The 22,371-nt window shown below is 42.1% G+C and carries 23 protein-coding genes; 1 reads left to right on the forward strand and 22 read right to left on the reverse strand.

Annotated features, from left to right (window positions below; all coding sequences use genetic code 11):
- Nucleotides 1-62: 62 nt before the first annotated feature.
- The 11 genes from J2Z66_RS13110 to J2Z66_RS13160 all read right to left on the reverse strand — a co-directional run bounded on the left by J2Z66_RS13110 (nucleotide 63) and on the right by J2Z66_RS13160 (nucleotide 12,512).
- Nucleotides 63-1,232 carry a Ger(x)C family spore germination protein gene (locus tag J2Z66_RS13110; protein ID WP_209971854.1) on the reverse strand — a complete coding sequence of 390 codons (1,170 nt, stop codon included), beginning with the start codon at nucleotides 1,230-1,232 and terminating at the stop codon, nucleotides 63-65.
- Between the two features lie 20 nt (nucleotides 1,233-1,252).
- Nucleotides 1,253-2,770 carry a spore germination protein gene (locus J2Z66_RS13115; RefSeq protein WP_209971857.1) on the reverse strand — a complete coding sequence of 506 codons (1,518 nt, stop codon included), beginning with the start codon at nucleotides 2,768-2,770 and terminating at the stop codon, nucleotides 1,253-1,255.
- Nucleotides 2,771-2,782: 12 nt separating this feature from the next.
- A complete protein-coding gene (locus J2Z66_RS13120; protein WP_209971858.1) occupies nucleotides 2,783-3,898 on the reverse strand; it encodes a GerAB/ArcD/ProY family transporter in 1,116 nt (371 codons plus the stop codon).
- 41 nt (nucleotides 3,899-3,939) lie between these two features.
- Nucleotides 3,940-4,173 carry a hypothetical protein gene (locus tag J2Z66_RS13125; RefSeq protein ID WP_209971860.1) on the reverse strand — a complete coding sequence of 78 codons (234 nt, stop codon included), beginning with the start codon at nucleotides 4,171-4,173 and terminating at the stop codon, nucleotides 3,940-3,942.
- 359 nt (nucleotides 4,174-4,532) lie between these two features.
- On the reverse strand, nucleotides 4,533-4,973 hold the full coding sequence (locus tag J2Z66_RS13130; RefSeq protein ID WP_209971862.1) for a hypothetical protein: 441 nt from the start codon (nucleotides 4,971-4,973) through the stop codon (nucleotides 4,533-4,535).
- A 44-nt stretch (nucleotides 4,974-5,017) separates the two neighbouring features.
- Complete coding sequence (locus J2Z66_RS13135) at nucleotides 5,018-7,240, reverse strand: MMPL family transporter (RefSeq protein WP_209971864.1); 2,223 nt, start codon at nucleotides 7,238-7,240, stop codon at nucleotides 5,018-5,020.
- 72 nt (nucleotides 7,241-7,312) lie between these two features.
- Nucleotides 7,313-8,689, reverse strand: a complete 1,377-nt coding sequence (locus J2Z66_RS13140; protein ID WP_209971865.1) for a sensor histidine kinase — start codon at nucleotides 8,687-8,689, stop codon at nucleotides 7,313-7,315.
- Nucleotides 8,689-9,366 carry a response regulator transcription factor gene (locus J2Z66_RS13145; RefSeq protein WP_209971867.1) on the reverse strand — a complete coding sequence of 226 codons (678 nt, stop codon included), beginning with the start codon at nucleotides 9,364-9,366 and terminating at the stop codon, nucleotides 8,689-8,691. Before J2Z66_RS13145 ends, J2Z66_RS13140 begins: the two co-directional genes overlap by 1 nt.
- Nucleotides 9,367-9,509: 143 nt before the next feature.
- On the reverse strand, nucleotides 9,510-10,718 hold the full coding sequence (locus J2Z66_RS13150) for an MFS transporter (RefSeq protein ID WP_209971868.1): 1,209 nt from the start codon (nucleotides 10,716-10,718) through the stop codon (nucleotides 9,510-9,512).
- 58 nt (nucleotides 10,719-10,776) lie between these two features.
- Nucleotides 10,777-11,367 carry a TetR/AcrR family transcriptional regulator gene (locus J2Z66_RS13155; protein ID WP_209971870.1) on the reverse strand — a complete coding sequence of 197 codons (591 nt, stop codon included), beginning with the start codon at nucleotides 11,365-11,367 and terminating at the stop codon, nucleotides 10,777-10,779.
- A gap of 101 nt (nucleotides 11,368-11,468) precedes the next feature.
- Nucleotides 11,469-12,512 (reverse strand): FUSC family protein, encoded by a 1,044-nt coding sequence (locus tag J2Z66_RS13160; protein WP_209971871.1) that lies wholly within the window; start codon nucleotides 12,510-12,512, stop codon nucleotides 11,469-11,471.
- Between the two features lie 250 nt (nucleotides 12,513-12,762).
- Here J2Z66_RS13160 and J2Z66_RS13165 point away from each other — a divergent pair, with 250 nt between their 5' ends.
- Entirely contained in the window at nucleotides 12,763-13,584 is an 822-nt protein-coding gene (locus J2Z66_RS13165) for a LysM peptidoglycan-binding domain-containing protein (protein WP_209971873.1), read from the forward strand.
- Between the two features lie 250 nt (nucleotides 13,585-13,834).
- Here the strand turns inward: J2Z66_RS13165 and J2Z66_RS43420 are convergent, their stop codons facing one another.
- The 11 genes from J2Z66_RS43420 to J2Z66_RS13215 all read right to left on the reverse strand — a co-directional run bounded on the left by J2Z66_RS43420 (nucleotide 13,835) and on the right by J2Z66_RS13215 (nucleotide 22,370).
- Nucleotides 13,835-13,963 carry a hypothetical protein gene (locus tag J2Z66_RS43420; protein WP_281068829.1) on the reverse strand — a complete coding sequence of 43 codons (129 nt, stop codon included), beginning with the start codon at nucleotides 13,961-13,963 and terminating at the stop codon, nucleotides 13,835-13,837.
- 108 nt (nucleotides 13,964-14,071) lie between these two features.
- Nucleotides 14,072-15,478 (reverse strand): undecaprenyl-phosphate glucose phosphotransferase, encoded by a 1,407-nt coding sequence (locus J2Z66_RS13170; RefSeq protein WP_209971874.1) that lies wholly within the window; start codon nucleotides 15,476-15,478, stop codon nucleotides 14,072-14,074.
- Between the two features lie 142 nt (nucleotides 15,479-15,620).
- Nucleotides 15,621-16,493, reverse strand: a complete 873-nt coding sequence (locus J2Z66_RS13175) for a glycosyltransferase family 2 protein (RefSeq protein ID WP_209971875.1) — start codon at nucleotides 16,491-16,493, stop codon at nucleotides 15,621-15,623.
- Between the two features lie 110 nt (nucleotides 16,494-16,603).
- Entirely contained in the window at nucleotides 16,604-17,446 is an 843-nt protein-coding gene (gene rfbD, locus J2Z66_RS13180; protein WP_209971876.1) for a dTDP-4-dehydrorhamnose reductase, read from the reverse strand.
- A gap of 9 nt (nucleotides 17,447-17,455) precedes the next feature.
- Complete coding sequence (rfbB, locus tag J2Z66_RS13185; protein ID WP_209971877.1) at nucleotides 17,456-18,463, reverse strand: dTDP-glucose 4,6-dehydratase; 1,008 nt, start codon at nucleotides 18,461-18,463, stop codon at nucleotides 17,456-17,458.
- Between the two features lie 15 nt (nucleotides 18,464-18,478).
- Nucleotides 18,479-19,024 (reverse strand): dTDP-4-dehydrorhamnose 3,5-epimerase, encoded by a 546-nt coding sequence (gene rfbC, locus J2Z66_RS13190; protein WP_209971878.1) that lies wholly within the window; start codon nucleotides 19,022-19,024, stop codon nucleotides 18,479-18,481.
- Nucleotides 19,025-19,038: 14 nt separating this feature from the next.
- Entirely contained in the window at nucleotides 19,039-19,782 is a 744-nt protein-coding gene (locus J2Z66_RS13195; RefSeq protein ID WP_209971880.1) for a sugar phosphate nucleotidyltransferase, read from the reverse strand.
- A gap of 21 nt (nucleotides 19,783-19,803) precedes the next feature.
- Complete coding sequence (gene rffA / locus J2Z66_RS13200) at nucleotides 19,804-20,937, reverse strand: dTDP-4-amino-4,6-dideoxygalactose transaminase (protein WP_209971881.1); 1,134 nt, start codon at nucleotides 20,935-20,937, stop codon at nucleotides 19,804-19,806.
- A 13-nt stretch (nucleotides 20,938-20,950) separates the two neighbouring features.
- The gene (locus J2Z66_RS44060; RefSeq protein WP_209971883.1) at nucleotides 20,951-21,301 is read right to left on the reverse strand and encodes an EamA family transporter; all 351 of its coding nucleotides are present in this window, start codon (nucleotides 21,299-21,301) and stop codon (nucleotides 20,951-20,953) included.
- 9 nt (nucleotides 21,302-21,310) lie between these two features.
- Nucleotides 21,311-21,679 (reverse strand): EamA family transporter, encoded by a 369-nt coding sequence (locus J2Z66_RS13210; protein WP_209971884.1) that lies wholly within the window; start codon nucleotides 21,677-21,679, stop codon nucleotides 21,311-21,313.
- Nucleotides 21,669-22,370, reverse strand: coding sequence for a WbqC family protein (locus tag J2Z66_RS13215; protein ID WP_209971886.1), 702 nt, complete (start codon nucleotides 22,368-22,370; stop codon nucleotides 21,669-21,671). The genes J2Z66_RS13210 and J2Z66_RS13215 overlap by 11 nt, the downstream gene beginning before the upstream one ends.
- Nucleotide 22,371: the final 1 nt, after the last annotated feature.

Raw genomic sequence — 22,371 nt, forward strand, 5'->3', positions numbered from 1 at the left:
GCGATGAGCTCCCGATTTTTCTCTGGATTTTTTTGAAGGCTCTATGCGTATAATCGATATACTTATCGCTTAAAATAGGGCTTAGCTGCATTCATCCCAGTGTTCATAAGCTTCACGTCCACCTCTACAGTAAAGTTGATATGAGAAAACCGCTCCTCCCAATCCGGCTTCCATTTCTTCCATAATTGATTGTGAGTCCGGTACATATGGATGCCAATTCCCAGTACGTCTGTTTTCTGCTGCTGCAGCAGCGTTATTGTTTTTCGAAGACGTTCCTCAGTTACTCGTTTGATTTTAGTCCTGAATTTATTTACTTCTTCTTTAGTAACAACCTCAGAACAGTTCAACTCGCCTACAGCTCCTTCCACAGTAATGATAAACTTTACAGCAAGCGAATCTCCATTGATTATAGGATTCACTTTGGTTTGTACCTGAATGACTTCAAAAGAATCACTTGTTTCGACTTTTTTATCGCTCTCTTTACTACAGGGAATATCGATAATTCCACCTTTGAATTTATTCATTAGCATCAACAAGTAAGGAGTATGAGCAGGAGGAATAAGACTAGACATTTTCCTTTCGGGAAAATTTAAGACAGCCAGTCCGGCAATGCTAACCCCTTCTTTGGGCATAAGGCTTATGGTCGCATAAGGAACAACAATTCCACTCGGTCCCTCTTCATGAGCCTGTATCGTTAAGTCGGTGATCGACATCTCCAGCGTCTTTGCGGATAGCTTGGATGCGTGTTCCTCAATCTTTTTCAGCTGCTGCCCCATCGTATTTTCAATTAATGGTTGAATATGCAAATAATCGCCTGCCCTGCCTTCTGTAATCAGGATGGAGATGGAACCACGCGGCTCATGGTCACGGGAGAAAAAATCAAGAATTTTGTGAATTTCTCTAGACTTTGCGATTTCTTCACTGATGAGAAGCACCTGCATATGGCTCCACTGCAGCTTCCTGCCCAGCTCCGTCGTTGCATCCCGGGAAGCTCCCAATAGTGTATTGCTGTTCGTTACAATATCAATATAGGATTTCCCCGGGCTGCCCTGCCCGCTCGAATCTCCATTAGGCTTATAAATATGGGTAGTCAGCGATATTTTACCGTCATCAGTCTGATCAATTGCAGCTGCTTGAACAAAACCCCAGTCGGTTAGCTCAACCCTATTCCAACATCCGGTTAAAGTAAATGCTGTGATTGCGATAACGATGGCAGCCATAAACAATCTCATAGTGTCCTCCAGGTATGCTGTTATGGCGAGCTTTTCCCCCGTGATTTATGTAGATGACGGTTCCGCGGCGAGCGCAGAAGGCGCTTTAAAGGTGCCCGGATAAACACATCCCGCATATCCTTCAGCTGCAGCGGAGCTAACGAGGATAAATACGGCTGGCCGAGTGTATGCAGACTGGTCAGATGCAGAAACGTAAGCAGAAAAACAATCATAAGCCCAAAGCCGCCTAACATTCCGGCAGCAACCATAAACGGAAACCGCAGCACCCTGACTGCAATAGCCATGTCATAATGGGGAATCGCAAAGGATGCGATCCCAGTCAGAGCTACGACGATAACCATAGTCGGTGAAGCGATCTTCGCCTGAATGGCTGCCTGCCCAATAACAAGCGCTCCTACGATACTAACTGCTGATCCAACCGGACGCGGCAAGCGAATCCCCGCTTCTCTCAACAATTCGAAACAAACCTCCATAATTAAAGCTTCCAGAAAGGCAGGGAATGGAATACCCTCCCGAGTGCCCAATATAGCCAGCAAAAGAACCGTGGGGATTAACTCAGGATGGAAGGTGGAGAAGGCTACATAAATGCTTGGCAAAGTAAGTGCTATAAAAAAGGCCAATACTCTCAGCAAGCGGATTAGCGTCGAATAAACTGTACGGACATAGTAATCTTCACTAGTTCCAAAAAAGTCCACAAACAGGGAAGGACAGATCAGAATCATAGGTGAGTTTTCCACTAGAACGAGTATTTTACCATCAAGCACAGCAGCGGCAGCTGTGTCTGTTCGTTCTGTATATCGATGCTGGGGGAATGGCGAGTAAGTGGAATCTTCAATCCACTCTTCAATATAGGAGGTACCCTGCACCTCATAGGGTTCGATATTTTGAAGCCGGTTTCTAAATTCCTTTAGCACCTCAGGATTGACGGCTTGCTCTAAGTAAGCGAAAGCGACCTTTGTTTTCATAATTGTCCCTGCGATAAAAAATTCAATTTTGAACAGGGGAGATTTGACCCGCTGACGCAGCATCCCCAGATTGGTATCCAAGTTCTCTACCGTTCCTTCTCGTGGCCCCTGCACAACAGGCTCGCTGGTAGGCTCCGTTACCGCTCTTTTATTAATTTTATTCATTTTGTAGCTGATCGCCTGGTTCCATTGATCAAAAAAAATGAGGACAAAGCCTTCCAATAGGTGCCGCTGAACTTCTTCATAGGTGCTGAGCAAAACTCTGGACTGTGACGAGACACCGGTATGTGTGTAATAATACCGCACTTGCTCAGGAGAAATAGGCTCTGTCATCCCTGCTTCATGCTGGACCAGGTCCTGTAGCGTCGATTTCATATACTCATTGTGGTCATCTTCAACCAGAGACTGACAACATACAGAAAAAGCCGCATATTTCAAAGCAGGTCCATAACTCCAAGATTCAATCATCATATCCTGGCAGTTAGCGAATATTTGCTCGAACCATTTACGATTAAGATTCAAGTCCCATGAAATCTCCTGACCTATTGACATGTTTTCCAGCATCTCACCCATTCAGCATCCCCCCTATACTCCCGCTTTTACCCTTCTCTTGAATATAGATTTACATATAGTAATGATAGTAAGCAGAAAAACCACCGAACAGCCGATAGTCACTACAACAAAGGGCCAAATCCTATACACTTGGTCATTGAAATCTGAAGGGTCTTTGAACATAGTGAGTGACAGAAAGATGCAGACTAGTGTAATGGGGTAAATCAGCACGCTCTTTTTCTCAAGGTTAAACAGCTTACTTAAGATTGTATCGAGAATGAACAAATACACAGTAGCCTTCATATAAGAGCCAACAATTAAAGCAATACCGATAACAGATTCGATTCGTTGAATCACTTCGGCGATTTGAATTTCACCGGCAAGCCTGTATAGAGAATACTTGAAAAATCCGGCGGCCGGACCGAAAGCCATCAGAGTGCTTAAAGTCGAGAGGGTCAGTAAAATACCTGTGACCGTAAGAGCTGCATACAAATGCTTGCCCAAAGTAGCTTCTTTATCCAACCGAACGAACGGAAGTATCATAGAAAAAAAGACAACTTCGCCAAAAGGAAAACCGGAAACAATAAAAGCACCATGCAGGATGGGCTTGATCCCCTCAGGAAAAAGTGGCAGCAAAAACTCCGGCTTGTACAAAGGAACAGCCATAATGATAACAGCAGCAGAAAATAAGATCATAATGAATACCAAAAGCACGAACATTCGCGCAATAACCTTCACACCTGCCCTTACCGTCAACGCCGCTGTCAATAAACTCATCGCATTAAATACATAGCTGGGTGTATCCCTCATCATTACACTTGTAAAAAAGTCTCCTATTCCCGCATCAACCGCTGATATAGAAAATAAAAGCATCATTACAAAGCAAACCGCAATGAAAAAAGCCAAAAACCTCCCAAGTAGAAGCCGGCTGTATCCGATCAGGTCAAGACCGTTATGCACGCGGTTCAAATAAAGGATACAAGCTAAAACCAGCATACCGAAACCGTAAGCAATGATTAGCGACAGCCAGGCTCCATTCTGTGCGACATCCGCCAGCGGATTTGGAATAAACACGATGGCCGAGCCAGTCAAGCAGGCAATTAACAAGGAAGCTAATTGAATGGAGGAAATAGTAGTTGGTTCATTCATTCAAAGTCCCTCCCCTCCCTTCTACCATGTAGATGATGGTCTTACTCAATGAGCTCCACTAGTTGCCCGGCAGGCTGTCCATACATCATACGGAGCAAGTCCGTTAAATTGGGCCACGTTGTGTTGAATAAAAAAATGAGAGCGAGATATACAGCAGGCAGTATCACCACAGCGTACCCTGCAACTTCTTTCCTGCTCATATGCTTAAGCCTGCGACCGTCACCTGCGAGCATACATGCAAACAAGAGGAGCACAACAATGATTTTCTCAAGCATAAAAAAGCCTCCTCGCTCAGCCAATCAAAAGCAGCTTACGAACCGCTTGCTAACACTGGATTACACTGGATTACACTGGATACACTGGATACACTGGATTACACTGGATACACTGGATCCGTGATTCGCCAATTTGATTATTTTTTCATTAAAATGCATATTTTATGCAAAATGGCATGATACGCTGCTTTCTATGGCGAAATCATATGGCCGCTCAAACGGACTGCCAACAGAGATTTCTCTCCTGAGGGAAAGGGATAGTGGCAATAGCGAAAAACTGTGCCTCCTTTCCACAACTTTCTATTAAGTTAAAAAAAGGATGCATCAGCTTCACTGACACACCCCCAAAAAAAACAATCTTATATTTTCATACTTACTATTAGCACAACGGATACAATCAGAACCATAAAGCTGACTAATGCAGTCAAATAGCCGGATAACCTTACATCTACGCCCTGTCCGGCGCTCAAGCTTTTTTTGGCCTTGCTGCCCAGGATGCCCGTCAGGATAAGTGCAAGGAGAATGATCGTGCCGCCTCCTCTTTCCATCAATATGAGCCAAAGAGGCCTATCTGATCCCAAGTCCATCTCCAACAGCATCAAAACGCCACTTATCAAAACAACGACTGCACTAGGATGAGCAAGCATACTAAAGACGCGGATGATCCTTTTCGCTAGCGTATTAGTTTCCTGGGAACCAAGCTGCTTTTTTAACATGGATAGCATGACGATAATAGCAAGTAAAGCACCGAGCCAAATAAATAAACCTGTCAGGTGTAAAAATAGCATTATTCCAAACATGGTATGAACCTCCTGCTAAAAAGTGATGGTTTCTCCTGTAGTTGCTACTTGCGAATGATAGATATAGAATCAGCTTGCTGCTTCGCATGACTTCTTTTTCCCATATAGGTCATAATTGCAGGCAGCAGCATGCCTCGAACGAGGAATGTATCCATTAGAATCCCTATTGCCATCATCAGCCCGAACAAGAATAGCTCTTGGAGCGGCTGCGTAATTAGCACACAAAATGTCGCAGCAAGAATAATGCCCGCCGATGAAATGACTCCCCCGGTTAAAGCCACTCCCCTGCTTATCGCTTCTTTCCAGGCATATTTCCGGGCTTCCTCCTTGATCCGTGAAACCAGCATGATGTTATAATCAACGCCCAGCGCTATGAGAAATACAAAGGTATATAAAGGAAGTCGATAGCTGATCGCATCGTAGCCTAGTAGTGTATGAAACACCAGCCAGCTTATACCTAGAGTTGCTGTGTACGATAGCAGCATCGTGGCCAGCATCGTAAGTGCGAGCGCTATAGACCTGGCCTGGAAGGCGAGCATAATAGCAATGAATATAGCAATCAGTGAAAAAGTCATAACTGTATCACGTTGATTCATGCTTCGCACATCCAGCTTTTCTGCAGTCTGTCCTGCATATTGCAGCGTATATCGGGATGGATCGAACCCGCTTTGCTGCAGCAGAGACTTTTCACTGCTCCGGAAAACTTCCATTACATCTAGAGCCGCTTGATCGTAAGGATTATCCTGCAAGGTCATTTGAAGCTTGATCGCATTCTTTTGCTCAGACAGGAAGTTTCTTGGCAGGGCTGCATCCTCTGCAGCTAGCTCTGGTGTAATTTCAGGCGAAATCCCGCTTACTCCTGCCTGCTTCTTGATGGACTCTGTTAATGCGATCAGCTTGGCCGTAAAGGAGGAATCCAGCACGATCTCGTCGTCTGATTGCAGAATAACAGTAGCAGGCGCCAGCTGTCCTTGCGGGAAGCGCTGCTCCAAAATTTCAAAGCCCTGGCGTGATGAAATATCGTCCGGAAATGACTTCAGGAGATTAAACGAATATTTCACTGTTACAACATTCATTGAGGCACTAATCAGTACCAGGAGCAGCACACCTGCTGTGACTGCCGGCTTTTTCGTTACGAAAGCGCCTGTTCGCGTCCAAAACCCGGTCGGCTTCATCTCTTTATCCTCCAGCTTCGGAACGAAGGGCCAGAACGCTTTGCGTCCAATCAGCGTAAATACGGCGGGAATCAGCGTAAGTCCTCCGAGCAGAATCACCACCAAAGCAACAGAAAACACAGGGGCAAAGTGATGATAAGGCTTGAATACAGCCGTGAACAAGGTCAGCATAGCTGCAAGCACGGTGCCGCCACTGAATAATATAGGCTCCGCTACTTGAGATAGCGCGATTTTCATCGCATCGTTTTTCGAGCCGATTTTCTTCAGCTCCTCCCGATAACGGGAGAAAATGAACAAGCAATAGTCCGTCAGCACGGCAAACAGCAGGATCATCATAATGGAAAGAGCTTGCTTGTCTACGATAAACCATCCGTTTTTGGCCGCTAATCCCAAAACCCGGTCGACTACCTGATAGACCATCCCTGCGATAACTAGTGGAATAATGGCCAGCAAGGGGGACCTGTAAATAATCATCAGAAGGATTAGAATCAAACCGATCGTCGCGAACATCAGAACCAAATCGGCATTTTTGAAAAGCGAAATAGTATCTGCGCCGATGCCGGCAGGTCCCGTAATTTCAAACTGGATATTTCCGAGACCTGTGTGTTCAACCTTGCTTCGGATCTGTTCCAGCGTTTTGAATATTTGATCAGATTCTAAATCCTTCCTCAAGGATGCGTTCAGCAAAACTGTCGTTTGGTCATCAGAAAACAATTGATCTTGTAAAGCTTCTGGAAACTGGTGAAAAGGCATGGCGCTGGCTATATTCTCAGGCTTATCAGCGGATGAAAGCCATTCGCTAATCCCAGAGATTTTGGCCCTTTCATCATCGGTGATCGCTTGCTGTCCATGAAACACCAGCAGCGCAGGCAGCCCATCTTCTGATGGGAACTGTTCTTCCAGCAGCGACTGGGCCACAGCCGACGGGGTATTCTCATGAATACTCTGCTCGTCGCTGCTGATTGCATGCTTCTTGGCCCCTGGTGCAATTCCACTCAAAACGATAATGATCAGAAGCCAACAGATGACAACAATTTTGGCTCCTTTCGGGCTGCTTATAAAGCGGGCCCATGTATGCAAGGATCGATTCATGCTCACATAACCTCCTGTCCTCACTCTCCCTAGATCTTAGAGCAGGATTATGAACGGAGGATGAACGGCTCATTACACATGAGGCAGCCGGACGATGAAGGTTGTACCTTTGCCCAATTCGCTATGTACTTCGATGCTTCCATGATGAAGCTCAATAATTTTTTTCGCTATCGACAATCCCAGCCCGCTGCCGGAGAGCGAACGATTCCTCGCTTTGTCCGCTTTATAAAACCGTTGAAAGATAGAGTCCAGCTCCGCTTCCGGTATACCTATGCCTGTATCGCTAATTTTCACCACAATATCATGCTCCACCAAAATTTCTACCTGGATTGTATCTCCTGGATGAGAAAATTTAATGCTGTTCGTAATCAGATTGAACCATACTTGATATAAAAGCTGGGAATCTGCTGAAATGACGATTTCAGGTAAATCCGGCTCCACCAGCAGCGCCTTCTCCGTCCAGTGCCACTCCGTTGCGATCAAAACCTGGCGAATTTGTTCATCTAACCGGAAAGCAGTCAGTTTCATTACATTCACTTCTTTATCTAATGCTGCCAACGTTAACAGCTGTTTGCTTAAAGACGATAGGCGGCTGCTTTCTTCTTCAATGATGTGGAGATATCGCTCTGCTTCTTCGGGGGTCGTTTCTTTATCCAGAATGGATTGGGCAAAGCCCTGAATCGACGTTAAAGGGGATTGAATTTCGTGGGATACGTTGGCCACAAACTCCTGCCTCATATCATCGAGCTGCTTGAGCGACTGCGCCATAAGTGTGAAATCCCGCGCTAAATTGCCGATTTCATCCCGCCGCGAGACATCCATCTCAATCTGATAGTTGCCGCCAACGATTTTATGGGTCGCTTCCGTCAATTTTTTGACCGGCTTAACAATATCACGTGTAAAAATGACGATCAAAATCATGCTGAACAAAAAGGTGTACACTAAGAGAATAGCGAGCAAAATCCGCACCTCGCCGATCTGCTGCTCCAAATTAGGGCGCACAAACAAAGCGTAAGCTTCGCCATTTACTTGCAGAGGAAGCCCAACGCTATTGCGGATACTGTTCTCAAAAAAGCCGGTAACCATTAACAAATGCCGTTCTTCCAATATGCCGTGGTAGGTATCTCCCATTAAAACGCGGCGGATTTGCTCCGGGTCCATTTCCTGGTGCTTGAAAGGACTGCCATAAAACTTGCCTTCGAGCTTTTCATTTACGGCATAAATCTGAAATCCCATATTCCCTATGTGTGTCAGGTAGTCATCCTTATCCAGATCCGGCATTTGTTCATATAAATCACGGATTTCTTTGCCGATATTCAATATTTTTTGTTCGTTATATCCTCTTAATTGGGTCAGATAATAAATATTGGACACCAATAACGCCAAAATGCTGCTCACCATAATAATCACGAAAAAAGTAAGCACAATTCGTATGTATAATGTCTTCATCAGCTGCCCACCTCAAACTTATAGCCGATGCCCCGCACCGTCGTGATAACAAAGTCATCCGTGATGTCATAGAAGCGCTCCCGCAACCGCTTGATATGCACATCGATGGTCCGGCTGTCCCCCTCATAATCGTTGCCCCAAATCAACTGCAGAAGCTGCTCCCGTGTGAAAATACGCCCCGGCTGACTGGCTAATTGGGCTAGCAATTCAAATTCCTTCAACGGAATAATCAGCGTCTCGCCATCAATTTTCACCTCGTAGCTCCTGCGGTCGATCGTGGTACTGTTGATCTGAATCAACTCCGAAGAAACCATCTGATAGCGGCGAAGCAGCGCTTTAATCCGGAACAGCAGTTCCTTCGGTTCAAACGGTTTGACCATATAATCATCCGTGCCTGATAAATAGCCCTGCTCCTTATCCTCAATCTGGCCTTTAGCCGTCAGCATAATGACCGGAATATCATAAAACTTGCGTATTTCTTCGCAGAGCTCCCAGCCATTTTTCGCTGGCATCATCACATCCACAACGGCTAAATGAACTTGTTCATTTTCCATCACACGTGAAGCTTCCTCCCCATTTTCCGCCTCCATCACCACATATCCATCCTTCTTCAAAATAAAACGCAGCAGCTCCCGGATATGAGGATCATCATCAGCCACCAGAATATGAATTCGCAAACCAAACCACCTTCTCCAGTTGAAGTTCGTTCGTACCCATGCATGGCCCATTTTATCGGTAATGGCACGATATATCAAGCTGGCAAGTTCAGATGTTCTTAAATTCATATGTTGGTAAGTTCAGACAGGGAAGCAGCCTTCGATCAGGCAGCCGGTACTTTGTTATTCTCCTTAAAATTAAATTTAAGACTCGACAAGGCTGCAATAAAAATGATGCCTGCCGCTAAACAATAAGTGGGAATCAACGTAATGCTGTTCATCAGCACGCCAGACATTGACGATCCAAGCAGCATACCTGCCATGATGATGGGCGTTATCGTTCCACTCACCCGCCCGACGTAAGCTTCGTCCACCGACTTAATCATAATTGAACTCAGCACAATTTGCATAAATGCCATCATCACGCCTACCAATAACCGCATTGTAGCGGTTAAAGCAACCCAGACGGATAAAACCTCAACGACAATAGAGATGGACAGAAAGGCAATACCGATAAAGGTGACCACTTTCGGATTTAATTTGTGAGCAAACATAGCCGCGGCGCCTCCCCCCACCAGCATACCGATACCCGATAGCACGTAAAACCATTGGATATCTTCTTTCGCCAGTTGAAGCCGATCGATGACAATGTACACATCCAGCGGCTGAATAATTCCTGATCCCAAACCGATAAAGGCAAAGGATACAGCAATGACAAGCAAATTACGGCTGCGTCTTACATATGATAGCCCCTCTTTCATTTCACCCAAAATCGATCTTTGAATTGGATCCGCTTTTATTTTTGAACTATTCGGCAAAGCCAATTGAATCAGTGAAGATATCAAGAAAAGTGCAATAAGAAGGATCAGAGAAGTCTCAATACCAAGCATGGTATATACTAAGGTTCCTATCATGGGACCCACGATTACAAATAAAGACATCAAGCTTTGCGTAATGCCAATGGCAGTCGAGACTTGTTCGTCAGGAATATGCCGTTTAAACATAATAGCGGACGATGGCTGGGAGAACTGGCTCACAACTGCTGAAACAATTGTTGCTGCAAACACCGCCTGCCACCAGCCAAAAGCTACGAACAGAAGAATGACAGCAATCGAGACTGAGCTCAGGAAATCGCCGATAATCATCGTTTTTTTCGGATTCCAGCGGTCTGCCAGCGTCCCTCCGATAAATGAGAACAGAAAAATAGGCAAATATTCGAATACGGTTAAAAGTGAAACTGCGACCGGGTCATTACCGGTCTGTTCCATAATGTAAAACAATAAAGCAATATTGCGTATCCATATCGCTGCCTGCTGCAGCAGATCTGCCGCTGCTACAATTCGAAAAACCTTATTACGCATCAATTCTTTCATCTTCACACCCCCATTAAACCGACTATCCGGTTTATTAATTAACCAAAAAAATTTACAGCTATTTCACCTGAACACCTTGCAACAGCAAATCAATCGCTTTACGATAAAGCTCTTCCATCTGTTCATATTCATAATCAAAGTAAGAGATCCCCAGCCCCGCCAAAAGTCCAAGAACTATGAATGTAAACTCATCCAACGGGACATCACGAAACTCACCATGTTCTATTCCTTCCTTCAATAATTGTTGAAACAAAGGATAATGTAATCTAGATAGTTCCAGCAGCCTCGTTTTGACTTCAGGATCAGCACTTTCACTGCCTGCGAATTCTTCCGATGCCTTGAGCAGCGGGTTCTGAAAATCCGTTGCGAAATGGTTCGCAAGCTTGTAAAGCTTTTCCGTAGAAGTATGCACCGTGGCTTCTATTTCCACCCATTTATCCACCCACTCCTGCGTCGAAAGCTCCAAAATATAGATGAACAAGGCAGCTTTATTTTTAAAATGGTAGTAAATACTGCCCTTGCTAGAACCAGTGATCGAGCAAATTTCATCCATGGTGGCTGCTGAGTAGCCCTTCTGCTCGAATAAGGCTTTGGCTTTAGCTGCGATCAGCTTTTTCGTCTGTTCCCCTTGCCCTGCAGGTCTTGCCATGATTGAACTCCTCCTCCGTCACAATTAACTGACTATGCGGTCTAGTAACTAAAGTATACAGGGCAGGTTATGATTTTACAAGCTGAATTATCCAAAGTGAGTTACGAAAATCTGATTTGTGTTGGAGGAAATGTCGAAGCATCCAGCGTCCGGTGTTTGACAGGCCTTACAATTACTATAGATGCGCTCGCCTCCAGCTCACGAAGATAATCGGCGAGCGCCTCGTAAGCCTGGTAATAGGGAAGCAAGCGGGACATCTCCTGGTGATCTGGGTTCGCTTCGCGTGAAGGAGCCATGGCACGAAGCAGCATGGACAGCGGAAATGATTTGTCATCAAGCTTCATGCGTTCCTGCCCGCGGATAACCATATCTATAGCCCGAATGAGACGGGCAGATTCCGCATGCGTCACATCCGCTTTTTGCAGCGCTTTGACGAGATCCCGAATTCGTTCCACCATCGTTTCATAGGTGCGGAACATTTCTCCAGCCCCGGTATTTTTGCCTCTACTTAACCACCGGTCTTCCCGGATGAGCTGTGAGATCCCTTTCCCCTTTTCGATATAACCTCTAACCTCTTCGATCTGCAGGCGCATTTCCGACTTATACGGCGTCATCCGCTTTGCCTCCAAATCGAGCCTAATGAAATGCAGCAGCACTCGCAGCATACTTTCCGACTTCTCCAGAAGTACTTCTTCGCGTTCATGATGCCTTGGCTTCCGGACCACATTGACTACAGTTCCGACCGTCATGCCAATCAATACAAGCAAAAACTGATTATACGCCGCGGCACTTCCAGCTAAATCGTCCGAGGTTCCCATTGTATTAATTGCAACTATTACCGCAAGCGTTAATGAGGCAGTCTGCCTCAGCTTTACATGCAGTGTCATGACGAGCAAAGCAACGACAGCAATAACGAACGATCCATTGCCAAAGACGAGAGCAGCCGTAATGCCGATAACCGATGCAAGCAAGGCGCTGGCCATATGTGACAAAGTATGATGAAGAGAGCGATAAACAGAAGGTTGAATAGCCAGCATAGATACAATTCCTGCGAAATGATCCGGTTCCAGGTGGAGCAAACGAGCGATTGAAATGCTAATCGCGATAGATATGATTGTTTTGATAACTCGGAGACCTACAATCATGATTCGCAACCCCATTCTCATTGATTTATGTTATGTATATTAACATAAAAATAACGAAAAGAGAAGATTTATTTGTTTTTCGTTGCTTTTTTCGAGTTTAATGTTATATTAACTTACATATAGATAACATCGAACACCTGCCCTCATAGGCACATATACTATTTTATACATTTATTTCTTACAGGGACTTATATAGATCTTAAATGGATCTTATATGGAGTTTTTACGGAGTGGAAGGAGTAGAGCTTTAATGGCCGTTGTACATGAAACACATGTCATATATAAGGTTCAATCCGGGGATACCTTGTATTCGATCGCTGCCAGATTCGGAAGCACTGAAAATGCGCTGAGACAGGCAAATGCTATATACCCGCCAATCACCGACGTGAACCTGATTTATCCCGGATGGACGCTCGCCGTACCCACACCCTCAATCCTGCCAAATCGCACCATTTATATAGTAGCGCAGGGGGATACTCTCTATTCGATCGCCTATCGCTTTGCCGCGCATCCAGATTTGCTAATCGGAATCAACAAACGCATTCAAAATCCCAATTTGATATTCCCCGGACAATCACTTTGGGTACCAGCTTTTATGTATGAAGTCGTTCAGGGCGATACGTTAACCCGGATTTCTCAGCATTTAGGTGTTCCAATCAATACCATTTTGGTCGCTAATCAAAGCCGTCCCGGTTTATCCGGCGATTTAATTTATCCAGGCTATCGGCTGATCATACCGCTGCCATCATCAAGGAACATCGTAGTTACCCGCCCTTTTCCCGGAGATACAGTATGCAGTGGACAGCAAGTCGAAGGATTCGCCCGTGTATTCGAGGCCAATGTGATGATGCAGCTGGTGGATGCTAACAATGAAATCATTTCTAACGAACGCTTTACAACCGCAACTGAAGGGGCCCCCGCCTATGGATATTTTTCTGCAGCCCTCCCCTTCGACAAATCCCCTACCGCCCGCAGCGGCGAACTATGGGTATACGACCGCAGCGCCAAGGATGGCAGCATCACCGACCTGGTCCAGGTACAGGTTTATTTCAACATTAATTCCTCCACCTAAAAAAATCGTTCAATGATAACGGATTGCATCATGTATTTATTGAACGACAAAAAAACAAGATCCTACTAAGTTAGGCAAAAGCTTAACAAAGTGGGATCTTGCTTAATATCGCAGAAACACAGAGAGAGGAGTCAAGAAACAAGATACAGGAAACAAACAATTCAACAGCATAAAAGACCTCCAAAACCGTTCTGGTTTCACAAGGCCTTATATTTTGCATTCAAATCAACATCAAGCAATAACGAATTTTCTACAGCCACGAATAAATTACTCCGCCTATAATAATCGCCCAAATAAGGGAACCAAGCACTAAGCCCACTATCAAACCTCTGCCCACTGCTGCATGCTCATCCTGGTAAGCGTCGTCATGATCGATCAAACCAAAAACCTCCCCTGCTGCTAGTCTATGCCAGTAGTATGGGAAGGATGATGGTAAATTATGCGGATTTTTTCGAATATAGATGATACAAATCATTTTATTCCAAGGTTAATATGCATTTTTATTAAGGAAACCATTCACGACCGTCTTCCAAATAATTTTGATATCGAACAGAAACGACCAATTTTCAATATAGAAAATATCATGCTTAATCCGATCCTCAATCGACGTATCCCCGCGCAGCCCGTTACTCTGAGCCCAGCCCGTAATACCCGGACGAATATGATGCTTCACCATATACTTGGGAATCTCTTCTTTAAATTGCTCCACAAAATACGGCCGTTCAGGGCGAGGCCCAACCACACTCATGTGACCAAACAGCACATTAAAAAACTGAGGCAGCTCATCCAGACTCGTTTTCCGCAAAAAAGTCCCAAACCCCGTGCGCCGCGGATCATTTTCCGTAGTCCACTGGGTATCTGAACTATGACCGGAAAGCACCTTCATCGAGCGGAACTTATACATCATGAACTTACGCCGGTTAAGTCCAACCCGTTCTTGCTTAAAAATAATAGGCCCAGGCGATGTCAGCTTAATCCCAACAGCTATGATTAGCAACAGCGGCAGCGTAATCAAAATCGCACTAAGTGAAAAAAGCAGATCAAACCCTCTTTTCAAAGTACGGTTAGACATCTCATCCAAAGGAATATCACGAACATTAATCAATGGAATTCCAGCAAAATTATCAAAATACGGCTTCGAAGGCAAAATATCAAAATAGTCCGGAATAATCAAAGTGCGAGCGCCCGCTTTTTCACAGGTTCTCACAATGTCCCCATACTTCAAATGAGCCTCCAATGGCAGCGCAATAATAACTTCATCAATAAGCGTTTTCTGCAAAATCTCTTCCAGCTCATCCACCGTTCCAAGGATCGGCTTATAATGAATATGCTTCCGCTCATGCTCCACCGCATAATCATCGAGAAACCCCACAACATCAAAACCAAGCTCCGGATGCTGCTTCAGATTCTCATAAAACCTCCGCCCCAGCGTCCCCGCACCGAGAATCAGCACAAACTGTTTGTTATACCCCTTCTCCCTAAACTGCTTAAGAAAACTCTTCACCATATAACGATAAATAGAAATAAAACAAACACTGCCCACAAAAAACATAAATAAATACATCCGCGAAATATCAACAGCCTTGAAAAAGAACAGCAAGCTCAGCAAAACAAAAGCACTAATTAAATGAACCTGCACAGCCTTAAAAATCTCATCAGCGAACCTTTTCTTCCGCTTAGGCACATAAAGCCCAATATTAAAACCTATCCCCAGCGCCACTGCCCCGTAGACAAAACTCCAGATTGCATAATCACTTAAAGGCAGCGGCGCAACATGAGGAATCAAATCACTCTCAAACTTCAACCACCACGCAAGGAGAAAAGCGGCCTGAATCGTCAGGAAATCAGCTAAGGCATAAATCTGAGTAAGGAATCTTTCATTCTTGCGAATCATTTATTTCACCTCAAAGCTTGGACATACTTAATTCAATAACTGTTGTTACTAACCATCTATATCATCTATACGATTAATTGTACATAATATTCATTATTCGCAACACTAATATAACGGATATAAAGCATGAAATGTTTTAAAATTAGCTCATTTTTCTTCTAACCAGCTTATTCATTACCAAAGATATCAAAAATTTCACACCTATCCCCGCATAGACCAAACCGTTCACAAGCATTGGATACTTATTTCGGTAATGCTTCTGATGAAACAGATACATGGCTCTATGAAACTCGTAAATGATCTTATAGGGCTTTCTTCTGCTGCTTGCTCCTTTATGATGAACAATAGAAGTGCGGGGGTAATAGTAAATTCCCCAACCGTTTTGCTTAATGCGATAACACCAGTCGATGTCCTCACCGTACATAAAAAATTCCTCATCCAGCATACCAACTTGATCAATCGCTTCTCTCCGTACCAACATAAAGGCACCAACGAGACAGTCAACTGGATACTCCTGATCAGGATCAAGATACCCAAGCTGATATTGATTAAAACGTGGATTCCTTGGAAACAGCTTAGAGAAGCCAAAAGCATAATAAAATGACGCAGATGGCGTCGGAAACCCTCGCTTACATGCCTTATCCAGAGTACCATCTGGCAGAACCAACTTGCAGCCACTGGCTCCTATGTTTGGATGGTCATCCATGAAACGCAGCATAATGTCTAATGTGTCCGGTTTAATAACCGTATCCGAATTCAGCAGCAGCACATATCTGCCCTCTGCAGCTCTCATACCTTGGTTATTCGCCTTCGCAAAGCCCACATTTTCATTATTTGCAATGATTTTCGCCGCTGGAAACTGTTTCTTGAATTCTGTAACGGAATCGTCTTTGGATGCATTATCGATCAAGATAATTTCATAACTGTACTCCGTATTTGAATTATATATAGAATGAAGACAAGCTAAAGTTAGTTCTTGGGTGTTGTAATTTACAATCAGTATGCTTAAATCCATTGGATTTCTCCACATCTTTGGTTTCTTATGATTATACCACTGTCTTAGGGAAAGAGTATTAAGGCTGGATTAATTTGTGAAATAATATGAAAAGACTAGAAAATTACATTCTAGTCACTATCCGTTAAATATTGTTTAAGTGCCTCTTTCCAATGCCGAAGATCGCTGAATTGATTAGTACGAATAGCCGTATGCTCTAAGATGGAGTTAGAAGGTCTTGGTGCAGGGCGTGGAAATTCACTTGTTTTAATCGGATTGACTTGGATGTGTCGTTTTCCTGTTAGATCGAAGATTGTTTTAGCAAACTCATACCAAGAACAACTGCCAGTATTAGAAACATGATAAAGACCATAATATGTCGTATTTATTAGCTGAGATAAGAATTCCACTAAATCTACTGTTAACGTAGGAGATCCTACTTGATCATCTACAACAGAAATCTCCGTGCGACTCTCCGCCAACTTAAGCATGGTCTTCACAAAATTATTTCCATACCGTCCAAACACCCATGAGGTTCTTACAATAAAATAACGTGTGGAAAGAGACTTAACAAACTCTTCACCCGCAAGCTTAGTCTTCCCATATACGCTTCTCGGGTTTGGTAAATCATACTCACGATAAGGCTGAAGCCCTTCACCATCGAAAACATAGTCTGTGCTTATATAGACCAGTTTGGCGCCTACTCGCTCCGCAGCCATAGCTACATTACGTGTACCAAGAGAATTTACTGCATAGGCTCGATCTTGCTCAGTCTCAGCTAAGTCAACTTTAGTATAGGCAGCGGCATGAATGACCACATCAGGTAAATCTTGCGTTATAACATCCCATACCAATCTTTGATTCGTAATATCAAGCTCTTGACTTGAATAGGAGAACACCTGGTGCTTCTCCCCTAACATTCTCGTAAGATCAGTCCCCAATTGTCCAGAGCCACCGGTTATTAATATTTTCATATGTCCCTCTTAACGGTTAGCATATTGCTGATTGTAATATTTTTGATAATCACCGCTGATGATACGTTTCCACCAATCTTGATTGTCCAAATACCAATCAATCGTTTCTACGATACCTGTTTCGAACGTATATTTCGGCTTCCATCCAAGCTCACTAACAATTTTAGAAGCATCTATAGCATATCTACGATCATGACCAGGACGATCAGTCACGTACCTAATCAAGCTCTCAGGTTTACCCAAATGCGCCAAAACCTTCTGCACAATTTGAATATTAGTCCTCTCATTATTGCCACCTATATTATAAACTTCACCATTGATGCCCCGATGAAGAACAAGATCAATCGCAGAACAGTGATCTTCAACATGAAGCCAATCCCGAATATTCAATCCATCCCCATATACAGGAAGATCTCTGTCATGTAGAGCATTAATGATCATTAACGGAATAAGCTTTTCAGGGAATTGAAAAGGTCCGTAGTTATTAGAACAACGTGTTATATTTACGGGTAAATCAAATGTCTCATGATAAGCACGAACTAGAAGGTCAGCACCAGCTTTACTCGAGGAGTAAGGACTATTAGGTGCAAGCGGAGTGTTCTCAGTGAAGTATCCTTCTGAACCCAAGCTTCCGTATACCTCATCTGTGGATACTTGAATAAATTTCTTAACCTGATATTTCTTCGCAGCGTCCAATAGCACTTGAGTTCCCATAATATTGGTCATGACAAAAATTTCAGGATTTGTTATACTTCTATCCACATGCGACTCCGCGGCGAAATTAATAATGGCATCAACACCATTATTGGCAATGCGATCTATTAATTCTCTATTCGTAATATCACCTTTTATAAACTGATAATTGGCAAATTCCTCAAGCTGCTTTAAATTTTCCAAATTACCGGCATATGTCAGAGCATCTATATGAATGAAGCTATATTGTGGGTATTTATTAGTCATATACAGCAGAAAGTTACTTCCGATAAAGCCTGCACAACCTGTGACTAGTATGTTCAAAATGCTCACTCCAAACTAAAAATTGATTTCGGCATCTTTAAGCAGTGGGTGCTTCTGATCTTTATCCGATAATAATGGGCTTGTTACAGGCCATTGAATGCCAATGTCAGGATCATTCCATAAAATCCCTCTGTCATGCTCGGGTGAGTAGTATTCATCTACTTTGTATAGTACCTCAGTATTTGGCTCTAATGTACAAAAACCGTGTGCAAACCCATTAGGGACTAAAAGTTGTTTTTTATTTACACTACTTAATGTTATTCCAAACCATTCTCCAAATGTGGATGAATCTTGACGAATGTCAACGACAACATCATATATCGAACCTGCTGTGACCCTTACAAGTTTTGCTTGCGATTTAGGATGCAATTGATAATGAAGCCCTCTGAGTACGCCCTGAGTGATGGAAAGGGAGTGATTATCCTGGATAAAATCATAATCAATACCAAAGTTTTGATATTTATCTTTATTGTAGCTCTCCATAAAAAAACCGCGTTGATCTTCATTGATCTTAGGAGTTATAACAAGAACTCCATCTAGATCTATCTGGATAATCTCCACGAATCAATCTCCTTTCAAAGCTTAAGAATACCGAACTCTTCTCCAAAAACAAGATCTTTAGCCAATTCGTTTGCTTTCACAAGAGAAGCATGCGTTCCAGCATCCGTCCACCAACCTTTTAAAACATCAAAAGTGAGCTCTTCTTTATTAATGTACGCATTATTCACATCGGTTATTTCTAATTCACCGCGTCCAGATGGCTTTAATGTTCTGATAATATCAAATACTTTACTATCGTACATATAGATACCTGTAACTGCATAATTGCTTTTGGCAACCTTCGGCTTCTCTTCTACAGATAATATTTTGCTACCTGCAAGTTCAGGCACACCGAATCTCTGAGGATCATGAACTTCTTGAATTAATATTTTTGCGCCGCGCCCCTGCGCTCTAAAATTCTGAACATAAGTAGATATTTCATCATTAAAAACATTATCTCCAAGAATAACAACCATCTTATCATCGCCAACAAAATGCTCTGCTAAACCAAGAGCTTCAGCAATTCCACCAGCTTCATCTTGAACTTTATAGGTAAATGTCACTCCCATTTCTCTACCACTACCAAGTAAATTAACAACGTCTCCCATGTGTTCCTTACCAGTAACGATCAAAATATCTTGTATATCTGCTTGTTTAAGCTTATGAACAGAGTGAAAAATCATCGGATATTTCCCAACTGGCAATAAGTGCTTATTAGTAACCTTTGTTAAGGGAAACAATCGGGAGCCTGTTCCACCTGCTAGAATTATTCCTTTCATGTCGGATGTCCTACCCCTTCGTTAATTATTTTGAAAGAAAGTATACACAATATCCACTATTTTGTTTATATCGCTTTCAGAAAGATTATAATACATCGGTAATCGTATCAACTTCTCACTTTCGGATGTTGTGAAAAGATCCTCTCCAGAAAAAGTACCAAATCTTACCCCAGCCTCTGAAGTATGTAGAGGCACATAATGAAATACACCCGCTACTTCATAGGATTTCAAAAATTTAATTAGCTCTGTCCGTTGCTCCAAATTTCGTGTTTTGATATAAAACATATGAGCGTTATGCTTGCAATTATCTGGTACAATAGGTAGATTAACCTTTTCTTTTAATGCCAATGATTCAAACAAATGATAATATAAGTTCCAACTTTTCAATCGATTCTCATTAATTTGCTCAGCAGCTTCTAGCTGTGCATATAAAAAGGCAGCGTTGATTTCACTAGGCAGATAAGAAGAACCTATATCTACCCAAGTATACTTATCAACCTGCCCTCGAAAAAATCTTGATCGGTTGGTGCCCTTCTCCCTGATAACTTCAGCACGTTCAGTATATTGGCCATCATTAATTAGCAGAGAGCCTCCCTCACCACAGCTATAGTTTTTTGTTTCATGGAAGCTGTAACAACCAAGATGACCAATTTGACCCAGAAATTTGCCTTTGTATTGACTCATTACCCCTTGTGCTGCATCTTCAATAACTTTTAAATTATATTTAGATGCTATATTCATTATCATATCCATTTCACAAGCAACTCCAGCATAATGGACAGGAACTATACCTACAGTCCTAGGAGTAATTGCTTGTTCTATTATCAGTTCGTTCATGTTCATCGTGTCTGGGCGTATATCTATAAACACTATCTTCGCTCCGCGTAATACAAAAGCATTAGCAGTCGAAACAAAAGTAAAAGATGGCATAATGACTTCATCGCCAGGTTGAATATCTGATAATATTGCAGACATCTCCAAAGCATGTGTGCAAGATGTTGTTAGCAATGCTTTTTCAATGCTGAATTTTGTTTCAATCCATTCATGGCATTTTTTTGTAAAATAACCATCACCTGAAAGCTTCCGACTGTTTAATGCTTCAGATATATATATAGCTTCATTCCCTATAACAGCAGGGATATTAAAAGGAATCATATCCAGCCCCCAATTAAACGTTATATACTAATACACCAATTATAATTATAAAAGTCCCAACTAATTTATTTTTCGTTACTTTTTCTTTTAGAATAATAATTGCCAGCAAAATTGTAACCACATAATTAAAAGACATAATGATTGTCATAGTTTTTAATGGAAGAAACTTTAGAATGTAGGTTGTTAAAATAGTTATACTTATAAAGCCGCTATAACCTAATAGCATTAATGAGTATACATGTAATATTTTAATTCGCATACTGCTTTTGCTATACAATTTACTTTTATTTGCACTTATTTTTAATACAATTTGACACATGCCATTTAATATAACCACAAAAATTGATATAATAATTATCCACATTAACTACACCTATTTATTGATTATAATAATACCTACCATCATAATCAATATTCCTATTACATTATTAATACTAATACTTTCATTAAAAAAATAGTAGCTTATTAGAATAATAAAAATGAAAAGAATTGCTGTCGAAGGGTACGCAATTGATAATTCCAATCTTTTTAATGTTAAATGCCAAAAAAATGCCTGAATCATTAAGCATACTAAAGACATAATATAATACGAATTAAATAATACATCAAAAACATCCATGCCCTGTAATTGAGTCGCTGCTAGCTTCCCAAAATAAACAGCTATTGCTTGCGACAAAATACTACCTAACAAAAAATTATAGGCAACTAAACTTCCTGTTTTTTTATTCATTTTACTTATCAATTTCTCTCCATCCCCAAATAAAATAGGGTGCATCTTCACCTGTATTGAATAACAAATCAATAATGGATACATAATGATCAAAGGGATCAAATAATTGCTTATATTGGGGATATCCCTGATAATTTTTATAACATAATTCAATACTTCTATCACTGAAATAGCTTTCTATAATATAATCCTTTGCTGCTGGGCCAGAGACATATTTTTCTGCTCTCACATTTACTAGCAAATTTATTAACCTATCTAATTTAGTGTCACTCGTATTGAAATTACGCGAATCTACAAACTCAGTCTTAATCCCTAAAAATTCAGAAGAAATCGTTTTAATCACGTACTGATTAAATTCAGAAAGGGATTCCCAATTTTTATCCAAATATATAAATTGAAAAAAATCATTATATTTTTTATAATAAGGGGATCTTGAATAGTTAGCCTGCAGGGTTGTATAATGCTTTTTCCCCCATTGTAGATTACTAAATCCCACTTCACATATTAATTTTTCGTTGTGAGAACCGACTGGGATTGTAAGCCATTGTGTACCATTTGATGTCTTTATCCTATTTCGATTTCTCCAATCATTTTTGGTATACTGTACGTCATCATAGAAAATGAAAATATCTACATCGTTGATTATATCAAAGTAGCCCTTCCATGGGATATAATTCGATTGGAGAACTGCTACTGTATTCATG

The sequence above is a fragment of the Paenibacillus eucommiae genome (genome assembly GCF_017874215.1).
Taxonomy (GTDB): domain Bacteria; phylum Bacillota; class Bacilli; order Paenibacillales; family NBRC-103111; genus Paenibacillus_AI; species Paenibacillus_AI eucommiae.

Bases quoted from the DNA above. Each gene is read 5' to 3' on its own strand.
- J2Z66_RS13135 (WP_209971864.1), bottom strand. From the start codon at position 7,240: ATGAATCGATCCTTGCATACATGGGCCCGCTTTATAAGCAGCCCGAAA.
- J2Z66_RS13170 (WP_209971874.1), bottom strand. From the start codon at position 15,478: ATGATTCGCAAGAATGAAAGATTCCTTACTCAGATTTATGCCTTAGCT.
- J2Z66_RS13160 (WP_209971871.1), bottom strand. From the start codon at position 12,512: ATGATTGTAGGTCTCCGAGTTATCAAAACAATCATATCTATCGCGATT.
- J2Z66_RS13175 (WP_209971875.1), bottom strand. From the start codon at position 16,493: ATGGATTTAAGCATACTGATTGTAAATTACAACACCCAAGAACTAACT.
- rffA (WP_209971881.1), bottom strand. From the start codon at position 20,937: ATGATTCCTTTTAATATCCCTGCTGTTATAGGGAATGAAGCTATATAT.
- J2Z66_RS13110 (WP_209971854.1), bottom strand. From the start codon at position 1,232: ATGAGATTGTTTATGGCTGCCATCGTTATCGCAATCACAGCATTTACT.
- J2Z66_RS13120 (WP_209971858.1), bottom strand. From the start codon at position 3,898: ATGAATGAACCAACTACTATTTCCTCCATTCAATTAGCTTCCTTGTTA.
- J2Z66_RS13155 (WP_209971870.1), bottom strand. From the start codon at position 11,367: ATGGCAAGACCTGCAGGGCAAGGGGAACAGACGAAAAAGCTGATCGCA.
- J2Z66_RS13150 (WP_209971868.1), bottom strand. From the start codon at position 10,718: ATGAAAGAATTGATGCGTAATAAGGTTTTTCGAATTGTAGCAGCGGCA.
- rfbD (WP_209971876.1), bottom strand. From the start codon at position 17,446: ATGAAAATATTAATAACCGGTGGCTCTGGACAATTGGGGACTGATCTT.
- J2Z66_RS13125 (WP_209971860.1), bottom strand. From the start codon at position 4,173: ATGCTTGAGAAAATCATTGTTGTGCTCCTCTTGTTTGCATGTATGCTC.
- J2Z66_RS13195 (WP_209971880.1), bottom strand. From the start codon at position 19,782: ATGAAAGGAATAATTCTAGCAGGTGGAACAGGCTCCCGATTGTTTCCC.
- J2Z66_RS13130 (WP_209971862.1), bottom strand. From the start codon at position 4,973: ATGTTTGGAATAATGCTATTTTTACACCTGACAGGTTTATTTATTTGG.
- J2Z66_RS13140 (WP_209971865.1), bottom strand. From the start codon at position 8,689: ATGAAGACATTATACATACGAATTGTGCTTACTTTTTTCGTGATTATT.
- J2Z66_RS44060 (WP_209971883.1), bottom strand. From the start codon at position 21,301: ATGTGGATAATTATTATATCAATTTTTGTGGTTATATTAAATGGCATG.
- J2Z66_RS13165 (WP_209971873.1), top strand. From the start codon at position 12,763: ATGGCCGTTGTACATGAAACACATGTCATATATAAGGTTCAATCCGGG.
- J2Z66_RS13115 (WP_209971857.1), bottom strand. From the start codon at position 2,770: ATGGGTGAGATGCTGGAAAACATGTCAATAGGTCAGGAGATTTCATGG.
- J2Z66_RS13215 (WP_209971886.1), bottom strand. From the start codon at position 22,370: ATGAATACAGTAGCAGTTCTCCAATCGAATTATATCCCATGGAAGGGC.